This is a genomic window from Parasutterella excrementihominis YIT 11859 (assembly GCF_000205025.1).
GTDB classification, from domain to species: domain Bacteria; phylum Pseudomonadota; class Gammaproteobacteria; order Burkholderiales; family Burkholderiaceae_F; genus Parasutterella; species Parasutterella excrementihominis.
On sequence record NZ_GL883687.1, the window covers coordinates 1 to 11,499 of the forward strand.

Genomic DNA, 11,499 nt, shown 5'->3' on the forward strand with positions numbered 1-11,499 from the left:
AGGGGTAGGTGAAAGCTTCCCCTACTCGATTGGTTTTCTCAATGTATTAGTGGTTTTACTCAGGATTGTCGGACCACGAGGACGAAATAACCACACGGCCGAGAAAAATTCATGATACGTCTACAAATGTTTAGGTAGTAATACTTATAAAGATAGAAATAATACCTAATATGAATTTCAAATTATCTTCTAATTGAAGATCAATAAATTTTAATTGATCGAATAGATAGAATAAATACTCGAGTAACAACTGAAGTATTAGGTAATAACTCTTAGTTGTCTGAATCTGATTTATCTCAGAACGTAAAATTCGTTTCTAGAAATATAAGGCCGAATTATCGGCGATGACTCTTTCTAAACCTATTGTTCTGGGAGAACCAAATGACATGGACTTTCTGGGCCGCTATTGTTGTAGTGATTGCAACGGTTTATGCCCTTATCAAGCGCTATGAAACTCGTCTCGTTCTGCTGACTTCTGGCTTTGTGATGGCTTTCATTTCATTGCAGCCGATGATCGCTTTCAAGCAGTTCGACAAATCGATGACAAACGGCAGCCTGATCATCGCCATCTGCTCGGCGCTCGGTTTTGCTGCAGTGATTTCTCTGACCAAATGCGACGTTCATCTGGTTAGCCTTCTGATGAGACCGCTGAAAAAGCTCGGCGTGTTTCTCCTTCCTTCCTGTATGATCGTGACCAGCGTGATTGCTACTGCCATTCCTTCTATGGCCGGTCTTTCCGCTGCCGTCGGTCCGACAATGATCCCGATCATGATCAGAAGCGGTTTCAAACCCGCTATTGCTGCTGCAGCTGTCGGCGGCTGCATGATGCCGGCTTATCTGAACCCGGGCGTTTCTCATAACCCGTTCATCTCCAAGCTCGCTTCCATGGAAATCATGCAGTTCATCGGAGCTCATGCCACGACTACCGTCACCATGGGCTTGATCAGCATTGTCGTGATCACGATCACCTGCTTTGCTTTCGGTGACTTTAAGCGCGGTAAAGCCGCTGTTGAAGAAGCCGTTGAAGTTGCTTCCAACGAAATTGAACATCCGAACATCCTGTTCGCGATCGCTCCGATCGTTCCAGTCGTTCTTCTCGTTTGCGCTTCCATTTGGTTCCCGCAGCTCAAGATGTCCGTTGCAACCGCTATGTTGATCGGTACGTTCTATGCCTTAGTCGTTACACGCTCCAACCCTGAAGAAGTCACGAAGAAATTCTTCGCCGGTATGGGTAACGGCTATGCCAAGATCCTCGGTATCATTATTGCTGCCGGTGTGTTTGCCGCAGGTTTACGTGCCGCAGGCGTCATTGAAGTTTTCGTTCAGTATCTGACTCACTCCAACGAAGTTGCCAAGATCGGCGGTGCTTTCGGTCCGTTCTTCCTGGCCGTGTTAACAGGCTCCGGCGATGCGGCAGCATTCGCCTTTAACGAAGCGGTTACTCCGCACGCTCCGACATTCGGAATGACCATTGACGGTCTGGGTTACCTCGCCATGATGGCAGCCGGTATCGGTCGTCAGGCTTCTCCGCTTGCAGGCGGCATCATCCTTCTGTCCGGTATCGCAGGCGTCTCCCCGGTTGAAGTCGTGAAGAGAACTGCGCCGGCCGCTGTTGTGATGGTTCTCACTCTTTACTTCCTGGTTTAATAGGAACAGACTGGCATGAAAAATATTCCCGCATTAGATCCTAAAGTTCTCGGTCTTGTTACCGAAATCTCTAAAGAACCCAAAGTTGAAGCGGCTATTGCCTTCATTAAAGACCAGACTGAAGTCGCTATGCTGGAACAGATTGAGCTCTGCGAAATTGAAGCTCCGACTTTCCACGAAGAGAAAAGAGCCGCTTCTGTAGCAGAGCGCATGAGGCAGTACGGTCTGACCGATGTTCATATTGATGAAATCGGAAACGTGATCGGTATCCGCAAGGGTTCCGGCAACGGCCCAGTTCTTGCCATCGGTGCTCATATGGATTCCGTGTTCCCGGCCGGAACCGACGTCAAGGTCAAAAAAGAAGGCAATATCTACCGAGCTCCCGGCATCGGTGACAACTGCTCCGGCTTGAGAGCGCTTCTCCAGGTGCTCCGCGCCCTTGAAAAAGAAGACATCCGCACTGTCGGCGATATCTGGTTTGTTGGTACCGTCGGCGAAGAGGGCAACGGCGATATTCGCGGCTCAAAGCATCTCTGTGCTAACAACAAGCTTGACGGTTTTGTCGCGATCGACAGTACGGACGTCGGCCGCGTCCTTTACGGCGCAGTCGGTTCTCACCGCTGGCGTTTAGCCGTGGACGGTACAGGCGGACACTCTTTCGCTGACTTCGGCAAGACTCCGAGCGCCATTCACGCCGTTTGCCGTGCCGGCAATATCATTGCCGACATCAAAGTTCCGGAAGACCCCAAGACCACCTTCACGATTGGTACGATCAAGGGCGGTACGACGGTCAACACGATTTCCGCTCACTGCGAAGTGGACGTGGATATCCGCAGTGTTTCCAATGACGAACTGCTTCGCGTAGAGAGTGAAGTTTTAGGCGCCTTCGAGAAGGCCATCAAAGAAGAAAATGCCCGGTGGGGTGTTGCTGATGAAAATGGTCTGAAGCTCACCAAGACCATGATTGGCAATCGTCCGGGCGGACTTCGTCCGCACAGCTGCCCGGTTCTTCAGGCTGCTCGCAGCGCCCAGAAGACACTTGGCATTGAGCTGACAAACTATGCAATGTCTTCCACGGATGCGAATGCTCCGATGAGCCACAACATTCCCGCCACTTGCCTGTGTTCCGGCGGTAAGGGAATCGGGGCTCATACGCTTAAAGAGCATTTCATCATGGAAAAGACCGAGCTCGGACCTCAGCTGGTTCTCTTAACCGCGCTTGCATTAGCCGGTACGGAAACCACTAAGCCCCTTCTCGGATAAATAAAAGAACACAACACCTCGAACCAATAAACCCTCCCCGGGCGGCTGGCTTCTCTCCTGTGAGGGAACGGCCGCCTCTTTTCTTTTTCATTAGAATGATTCGGAAAATCAACCGCTGTTTCCGAATCAATATGACTCCATCTTTGAAAAATAAAATGCCGGCATGGGACTTCCGATCTTCTTACGGAGGTCTGACTTCTCAGGCATATCGAAAGGCCCGTCAGCGGTTGGAAGCGGATATTCATATTCTCTCGGGGCTTGTGCCGAACGCCAAAGACGCGGTTTCGATCAGCATTGCCTTGGAGCATCTAGCGGAGGTTTTTAGCCTTACGGATTCTTTGATCGGCTATTGTCGATGCCTGTCTGCGATTGATACGAGAGAACAGGAAGCTGCAAAAGAGCGCGTCCGCCTTTGGGAAATTCATTCCCGCTATTACGAGCTGATTACCGGTCTTTTTCATCGCTTGACCGAGTTAAAAAAGAGCGATCCGATTTGGAAGGAACTGGATTTCAGTAAGTGGGAATGGCTCTTTGAGCGTGTTTCTTCCCGCTGGTCTTTTTCGCTGTCGCCCCGTGCTCTGCAGCTCCTCTATGAGCTGAAAGCTTCGAACTTTGTTCCTTGCTCGGATCTTTATCACTCGGTGAATTCACATTTGGTGGCGACGGTGAGGACGATGGACGGTTTGACGAAACATCAGTCTCACTCGCAGTGCATTGCGGTACTTAAAACTTCGGAAGATCCGAAATTAAGACAGTCGACCTTTGCTGCGCTGAACGAATACTATTCGCAGAACGCTTATCTCTACGCATCCATTTTTAATATGCTCACCGGTTTCCGGCTGAAAGGTTTCGAGTTTGCTCAGATGGACTTCATGGCGCCTGCTTATTGGCAAAATGCTGTAAGCTCGGAAGCGGTTGATGCATTGATGACGGCGGTGAGGGCCAACCGTCACATGCTTCGAAAGTCGGTGATCAGCCGTGCGCTCTTTACCGGCAGGAGTGCGATGGATGTCTGGGACCTTAATGCGCCCGCACCGCTCAGAAGAGAAATTCATATTCCTTACGAGGAGGCGCTCGACAAGATTAAAGAAGTTGGGAAGGTGCTCGACGAACGTATTCCGGAAACCTTCGAATTGTTCGTCGAAAAAGGCTGGGTTGAGGTTCGTCAGCTGCCGGGCAAACAAAACGGCGCATTCTTCCAAGGCATTTTGTCGCTCAATGAGCCGAGAATTTTTTCGACGTATCTCGGATCATTCGCCTCCATGAGCCAACAGGCCATCATGTACGGCCATGCCTGGCACTTCTGGTTGCAAAGAGAGCTACCTGCGCAGGAGCGAAAGATTCCACGTGCTTTGATGGAAGTTGCCGGACACTTCTTTGCGCTGCTACTTTTTGAAGAAATCCAAGAAAAAGCAGCTTCAATGGAAGAAAAGCTGGAAGCCCTTTGGCAGGAGCTCACGTTTATCTCGAACTATGTCATAAACATGGGTGTGCGCTTCGATTTCGAAAGAAGTTTCTTTGAAGAGCGAAGGAAAGGCGTGTTATCCGTCACCAAAATTTCTAATCTGTTGTCCGAGGCGTGGCAGGCTTGGTACGGAGAGAGTACCGCCGGCATCGATCCCTATCTTTGGATCAACCGCGGTCAGTTCTACAAGATTGACGACTACTTCTACAACTACCCGTATATCTTCGGTACGGTTTGCGCCTACGGATTATCTGAGATTCGTCATCGAATGCCGGAAGTGTTCCCAAAAATTTACAGTGACTTTCTCTTTAACAGCGGACGTATGTCTGTCGACGATCTTTTTAAAAAGTTTTTCAAGATCGATATTACTCAGCCTGAATTTTGGGAAAGCGGACTGAAAGCGATGGAACGGAAGATCTCTGTTTTTGAGGCGGAAGCACGGAAGTATTCCGAAAAAGCGGTAATGGAAAATACTTAACAAGAAAATCTCCTTTACAACTTTCCATTGTTGGCTCGCTAAACAATCGAAAATTGTAAATTCCTGAATGAATGTTCATTCAGAATTGAACTAGAATTGTGTCCGTTGTGCTTCTCAGGCGAGAAAGCGCACTCAAATCAGAATAAATTGGGAATAAATCTCGAGGTTTTTCATGTTATTGAACGACTTAAAGAAGGCGGCGTTGTGTGTTGCCGCGGGCTTTGCCGTGACTATGTTCGGCGGATGTGACTCGCAGAAATCAACCGGTGCTCCGGCCGGAGCCGGTGCTCAGCGAGCTCCTCAGGTTTCCGTCACGGAAATTCAGCCGACCGAGTTAGACATGACGACGACGCTTCAGGGCCGCACAGCTTCGTATTTGGTCGCTGATGTTCGTCCTCAGGTCGCCGGTATTCTGCAGAAACGGCTCTTTAAGGAAGGAAGCGAAGTCAAAGAAGGACAAGCGCTTTATCAGATTGATCCGGCTGTCTATGAAGCCGCAGTGGCAAGCGCTAAAGCCGAGCTTCAGAGAGCTCAGGCCGTGCTGTATCAGACCCGTCTGACCGCAAACCGCTATGCACAGCTGGTCAAAACCAATGCAATCAGTAAACAAAACAACGACGACGCTCAGGCTGCATACAAGCAGGCACAGGCCGCGGTGGCTGCTGCTGAAGCCGGATTAAAGAACGCCCAGATCAACCTGGACTACACGACCGTACGTTCTCCGATCAGCGGGCGCATCGGCCGCTCTTTAGTTACACCAGGCGCATTGCTTTCCGCACATCAGGCCCAGAACATGGCCGTCGTTCAGACACTGGATCCGATCTATGTCGACGTGACCCAGTCAAGTAAAGAAATTCTCAGTCTTAAAAAAGACATCGCTTCCGGCAAACTTAAAACCAAAGGCGGCGCTATTCCCGTGACTTTGATCATGGAAGACGGAACCAAGTATCCTCAGACAGGCGAGCTTACGCTGTCCGAGGTTTCTGTTGATCCGGGCACAGGCACCATTACGCTGCGCGCCGAATTCCCGAACCCCGACAATATTCTTTTGCCGGGTATGTTTGTTCGTACCGAACTCCCTCAGGGTACGATGGAAAAAGCTTTGCTAGTCCCGCAGCGAGCCGTGATGCGCGAAGCCAACGGCACGCCCTATGTGTATGTGGTTGAAGACGGCAAGATCGCTATCCGCCGTTTAGTGACTCATCGTACACAAGGTCAGAACTGGATTATTGAGGAGGGTCTGAAGCCGGGTGAAAAGGTTGTCATCGAAGGTCTGCAGAGAATCCGCCCGGGTGTTCCCGTCCAGATCGTTCCGACAATGGCCGAGCAGGAACAAGCCAAAGCGGCAAAGGCTTCTAAGCAGTAAATTCAGAGGTTGATATGGCAAAGTTTTTTATTAACCGACCTATTTTTGCTTGGGTGATCGCAATTGTGATCATGCTGGCCGGTACGCTTTCGATTCTGAATCTTCCGGTTTCCATGTATCCGCAGATTGCGCCTCCTCAGGTAAGCATCTCTGCTACCTACCCGGGAGCCTCTGCTAAGACAATTGAAGATACGGTCGTTCAGGTGATTGAACAAAAGATGACCGGCTTGGATGGTTATCTGTATATGAGTTCGACCAGTGAATCGAGCGGCCGAATCAACATCACGCTGACTTTTGCTGCCGGTACCGACCCTGATATGGCTCAGGTTCAGGTGCAGAACCGTCTGTCCCAGGCGCAGTCTTCTCTGCCGGAAGTAGTTCAGCGCTTAGGCGTGACGGTTATTAAAACGACCGCAAGCTTTCTGAAGGTGATCGGTCTGACCTCGACGGACGGTTCGATTTCTTCGGCAGAGCTCGGTGACTATCTTGTTTCCAGTATTCAAGAACCACTGAGTCGCGTGGACGGGGTGGGCGAAGTCGAAGTCTTCGGTTCGGCCTTTGCGATGCGTATTTGGCTCGATCCGGAAAAACTTCACGAATTCTCCCTCACTCCGGCAGACATTAAGACCGCGATCTCCACGCAGAACGTGCAGATTTCCTCCGGACAGGTGGGCGGCCTGCCTGCAGCTAAGGGAACGGCGCTTAACGCGGTGATTACCTCGAGCTCTTTGCTGGAAACTCCTGAACAATTCGGCGCTATCTTCTTGAAGACTCAGGAGAACGGCTCTCAGGTTTTCCTACGCGATGTGGCCCGCATTGAAAAGGGCCCGAAGATGTACGAAGCCACCGCCTTCTTTAACGGCAAACCGACCGCCGGTCTTGCGATTAAATTGGCCTCCGGCGCAAATGCGCTGCTGACTTCGGACTTAGTCGACAAAAAAATGGAAGAGCTGTCTCATTTCTTCCCTGAGAAGTATGAGTATGTGATTCCGTTCGACACGACACCGTTCGTGCGTATTTCTATTGAAGGCGTGATCCACACCTTGCTCGAAGCTATCGTGCTGGTGGTGCTCGTGATGTATCTGTTCCTGCAGAACTTCCGCGCAACGCTGATTCCGACGATTGCCGTGCCGGTGGTGGTCTTGGGCACCTTCGGTATCTTGGGCGCCATGGGCTACTCCATCAACATGCTGACGATGTTCGCCATGGTGCTGGCGATCGGTCTGCTGGTGGACGACGCGATTGTGGTGGTGGAAAACGTCGAGCGTGTGATGGACCAAGAGCGTCTTTCTCCGCATGACGCTACCGAGAAGTCCATGTCGCAGATTACGGGCGCTCTGGTCGGTATTGCGATGGTGCTTTCTGCCGTGTTCGTTCCGATGGCTTTCTTCGGCGGCTCTACCGGTGTGATTTACCGTCAGTTTTCCGTCACGATTGTGGCTGCGATGGGCCTGTCCGTCCTGGTTGCCCTGACGCTGACACCGGCACTTTGTGCCACGATTCTTAAGCCGATCAAGCACGACAAGGCTGAGAAAGGCTTCTTCGGCTGGTTCAACCGCTGGTTTAACAAAGGCGCTGAAGGAGCAACCTCCGCCGTGGGCTACATGACCGCACGCTGGAAACGCTTCATCGTGATCTACGGCGTAATTATCGGCGGCGTGGTTTTCGGATTCCTGAAAGTTCCGACCGCTTTTATGCCGGATGAAGACCAAGGCTCTTTAATGGTTCAGATTCAGTTGCCGGAAGGCTCGACCAGAGAGCAAATCCTGCCTGTTGTAAAACGTATGCAGGACTACATGCTCAACGAAGAGAAGGATTCCGTTCAGTCCGTCATGACGGTAGTCGGCTTCAGCTTGGCCGGTATGGGACAGAACTCCGCCATGGCCTTCGTCAAACTCAAAGACTGGAGCGAACGTCCGAATCCTGAGCAGAAAGCACAGGCTGTGGCTGCTCGTGCTAACCGCACGCTAATGAGCTGGAAGGATTCCATGGTATTCGGCTTTGCTCTACCTCCGGTTCCCGAGCTCGGTATGGCAGACGGCTTTGATATGTATCTGCAGGATTTGAGTGGTCAAGGTCACGACGCCTTGATGGCGGCTCGTAACCAGGTGCTGGGTGCTGCCAGAAGCAATCCTCAGCTCTACAACGTTCGTCCGAACGGTAAAGAAGACGCACCGCAGCTGCAGCTGCACATTGATTTTGCCAAGGCGGCCTCGTTAGGCGTCAGCGTGGCTTCCATTAATGACACGCTGTCGACGGCTTGGGGTTCTTCTTACGTCAACGACTTCTATGACCGCGGCCGTATCAAGCAGGTTTACGTACAGGGCGACGAGAAATTCCGCCAGCGTCCCGAAGACCTGGATCGCTGGTATGTACGCAACGATAAAGGCGAAATGGTTCCGTTCTCAGCATTCTGCTCCACAGAGTGGAAATTCGGCTCCTCTCGTCTGGAACGTTTCAACGGCTTAGGCGCTGTGAATATTCAAGGGGCTCCGGCTGCAGGGTTTACAACCGGTCAGGCGATGCTAGCGATGGAAGAAATCGCCAAGGCTCTTCCATACGGTTTCGGTATCGCTTGGAACGGTATTTCCTTCCAGGAACAGCAGGCCGGTTCTCAGACTGGCGCGCTCTATACGCTGTCTATCTTGATTGTGTTCCTGTGTTTGGCAGCTCTGTATGAAAGCTGGTCTATTCCGATCGCCGTCATCTTGGTTGTGCCGCTGGGCGTGATCGGTGCGCTCGGTATGACGGGTGCTTTCGGCATGAACAACGACGTGTACTTCCAGGTCGGTTTGCTGACGACCATCGGTTTGGTCAGTAAGAACGCGATTTTGATTGTGGAATTCGCAAAAGAACTGCATGAGAAGGGCGAGTCCATTGTCCATGCAGCAGCACACGCGGTGCGCATGAGAATTCGTCCGATTATGATGACTTCTCTGGCCTTCGGTCTCGGCGTGCTTCCGCTTGCTAAGGCAACCGGCGCCGGATCCGGTGCACAGAACGCCATCGGTATCGGTGTGTTAGGCGGTATGCTGACAGGTACTTTCCTCTGTATCTTCTTCGTTCCGCTGTTCTATGTGCTCATTGTTAAGCTTTTCGGCGATAAGATTAAAAAGAAAAAACCGCAGGAAGCCCTGCAGGAGAATAAGTAAATGAAGGCATTAAAACTCACGGTTATTGCCTGTTCTCTGGCCGTCTGTGCCGGCTGCACGATGGCGCCCAAATATGAAAGACCTGCCGCGCCGGTCGCGGCAACTTTCCCGACCGGGGAAGCGTACAAGGACGTGATGACCACAGCCTCTCCGCTCCCCGACTGGAAGGTCTTCATCACCAACCCGAAAGCCAAGAAAGTGGTTGAGATGGCACTTGCCAACAATCGCGATCTGAGAGTTGCGATCCTCAATATCGAAAAGGCCAGAGCGGCCTACGGTATTCAGAGATCTGCGCTGATGCCGTCCGTGGCAGCCGGCTTGCAGGAAAATACCGGTAAAACACCAAGCATGATGTCGGCGACGGGCAGCAGCTACGTTTCTCACACGTATCAGGCGAACCTGGCTTCTACGGCTTGGGAGCTGGACCTCTTCGGACGTGTCAGAAGCCTGAGCGAAGCAGCTCTTCAGCAGTTCTTCTCGGCTGAAGAAAACCGTGCCGCCGCACAGAACGCCCTGATTGCGCAGGTCGCCACTTCTTGGATTAACTTAGGCGCTCAGAAAGAATTTCTCCGTCTGCAGAAAATTACGCTCCAAAGTCAGGAAGAAAGCTTCAAGCTGATGTCCGACAGCTATCGTTTGGGCGCGAGCTCTCTGCTGGAGCTAGAACAGGCTCGTACGACGGTTGCCACGGCTCGCGCTGCAGTAGCGCAGTATGAACGTAGCTTGGCTCAGGCACAGAATGCTCTGAACTTAGTTGTCGGCTCCCAAGTTCCTGCGGATCTTGAGCCGAACAATCTGGAAGAAGCTACGAATTACGGAGCGATTGCTCCTGCCGGCTTAAGCAGTGACATCCTCTTAAACCGTCCGGACATTAAGGCTGCCGAACATGATCTGATGTCTGCGAATGCCAACATCGGCGCGGCTCGAGCCAACTTTTTCCCGCGCATCTCTTTGACGGCAGGCATCGGTTCTTCTTCCCGTCACTTAAGTGACTTGTTTGATGCCGGTACGGGCCTTTGGACGTTTGCACCTTCCGTTTCTCTCCCGATCTTTACCGGCGGAGCGAACCTTTCGACCCTGCGTCAGGCAGAGGCGCAGCAAAAGATCATGGTCGCAACTTATGAGAAGACTGTGCAGAATGCTTTTGCAGAGGTAAGTGATGCGCTTGCTACTGTCGGCACGGTGAACCGTCAGTGCGCAGCCTTAAAGGATTTGGTTAACGCTACGGAAACGGCTTACCGTCTGTCTCAGAGCCGTTACAAGAACGGTCTTGACGGCTTCCTGACCGTACTGGAAAGCCAAAGACAGATGGTTGCTGCTCAGACGAATTACATTTCTGCCGAGAGTAATCGCCTGTCCAGCGGCGTAATGCTCTATAAGGTGCTCGGAGGCGGCTCTGTCATTGAACCTGAAACTCGGGCAGCTGCTCAAACGGAAGCTCCGGCTGCCGCTGAACAGGCTCAGGCAGTTCATGTCTCGAGCGGAGGCGGAAATGCTTAAAACTAGAGAAACCAGAGTTGAAGAGCGTAAGGAAGAAAAACGCAGCGAAAAGCGCGATCGAATTTTGCGTGCCGCGGAAGCCATCTTTTTAGATAAAGGCTTTCATGCGGCAAGCATGAATGAAATCGCAGAAGCGGCCAACGTCAGTACGCCTCATCTTTACAACTTCTATGCTAGTAAAGCTGCTTTGGCGTTGGCAGTGCAGCTGAAGATGGGGCAGGAAACTTTTGATGCTCTAAAGACAGCGATGTCCGCAGGAGAGAAGAACCCGAGTTGTCAGTCGATTTTTGATTCTCGTCGCTCTTCACTGATGCTGACGATTCTGACTGAGTGCACGCGCAATCCCGAGATAAAAGAAAAGATTAAGGAAAACGGCGCACGTCTTCGGAAGATGATTTCGGAAGCGGGCGGCATCTCGCCGGACGACCAGGAAGGACAGTACCGCATTCTCTGCGTGATGGCCATGTACCTTGGTATGTCGATTTCCAACATCTTTACGCCGGTTGAAAACCGTGAACTGATGACCAAGATTTTGGCGCAGGCCGAAACCTGCATTCTTCCGTTTTGCGGAGATAAAGGGTCAAAAGCAACAGTATCCTAATACTTAGAGATTAAGTAAGTGTTCACA

The 11,499-nt window shown here is 51.5% G+C and carries 7 protein-coding genes; all 7 read left to right on the forward strand.

Features of this window, described 5'->3' with window-relative positions; translation table 11 throughout:
• Window positions 1–381 precede the first annotated feature (381 nt).
• The 7 genes from dcuC (at window position 382) to HMPREF9439_RS02625 (ending at window position 11,472) form a co-directional block, all read left to right on the forward strand.
• Entirely contained in the window at window positions 382–1,647 is a 1,266-nt protein-coding gene (dcuC, locus tag HMPREF9439_RS02595) for a C4-dicarboxylate transporter DcuC (protein ID WP_008810560.1), read from the forward strand.
• A 15-nt stretch (window positions 1,648–1,662) separates the two neighbouring features.
• Window positions 1,663–2,910 (forward strand): M20/M25/M40 family metallo-hydrolase, encoded by a 1,248-nt coding sequence (locus HMPREF9439_RS02600; RefSeq protein ID WP_008810561.1) that lies wholly within the window; start codon window positions 1,663–1,665, stop codon window positions 2,908–2,910.
• Between the two features lie 155 nt (window positions 2,911–3,065).
• A complete protein-coding gene (locus HMPREF9439_RS02605) occupies window positions 3,066–4,853 on the forward strand; it encodes a gluzincin family metallopeptidase (RefSeq protein WP_141555117.1) in 1,788 nt (595 codons plus the stop codon).
• A gap of 172 nt (window positions 4,854–5,025) precedes the next feature.
• Window positions 5,026–6,219 (forward strand): efflux RND transporter periplasmic adaptor subunit, encoded by a 1,194-nt coding sequence (locus HMPREF9439_RS02610; RefSeq protein WP_008863602.1) that lies wholly within the window; start codon window positions 5,026–5,028, stop codon window positions 6,217–6,219.
• 14 nt (window positions 6,220–6,233) lie between these two features.
• Window positions 6,234–9,371, forward strand: coding sequence for an efflux RND transporter permease subunit (locus HMPREF9439_RS02615; protein WP_008810564.1), 3,138 nt, complete (start codon window positions 6,234–6,236; stop codon window positions 9,369–9,371).
• On the forward strand, window positions 9,372–10,871 hold the full coding sequence (locus tag HMPREF9439_RS02620) for an efflux transporter outer membrane subunit (protein WP_008810565.1): 1,500 nt from the start codon (window positions 9,372–9,374) through the stop codon (window positions 10,869–10,871).
• On the forward strand, window positions 10,864–11,472 hold the full coding sequence (locus HMPREF9439_RS02625) for a TetR/AcrR family transcriptional regulator (RefSeq protein WP_008863603.1): 609 nt from the start codon (window positions 10,864–10,866) through the stop codon (window positions 11,470–11,472). The genes HMPREF9439_RS02620 and HMPREF9439_RS02625 overlap by 8 nt, the downstream gene beginning before the upstream one ends.
• Window positions 11,473–11,499: the final 27 nt, after the last annotated feature.

Coding starts and splice junctions, on each gene's coding strand:
- dcuC (WP_008810560.1), top strand. CDS start 382: ATGACATGGACTTTCTGGGCCGCTATTGTTGTAGTGATTGCAACGGTT.
- HMPREF9439_RS02600 (WP_008810561.1), top strand. CDS start 1,663: ATGAAAAATATTCCCGCATTAGATCCTAAAGTTCTCGGTCTTGTTACC.
- HMPREF9439_RS02605 (WP_141555117.1), top strand. CDS start 3,066: ATGCCGGCATGGGACTTCCGATCTTCTTACGGAGGTCTGACTTCTCAG.
- HMPREF9439_RS02610 (WP_008863602.1), top strand. CDS start 5,026: ATGTTATTGAACGACTTAAAGAAGGCGGCGTTGTGTGTTGCCGCGGGC.
- HMPREF9439_RS02615 (WP_008810564.1), top strand. CDS start 6,234: ATGGCAAAGTTTTTTATTAACCGACCTATTTTTGCTTGGGTGATCGCA.
- HMPREF9439_RS02620 (WP_008810565.1), top strand. CDS start 9,372: ATGAAGGCATTAAAACTCACGGTTATTGCCTGTTCTCTGGCCGTCTGT.
- HMPREF9439_RS02625 (WP_008863603.1), top strand. CDS start 10,864: ATGCTTAAAACTAGAGAAACCAGAGTTGAAGAGCGTAAGGAAGAAAAA.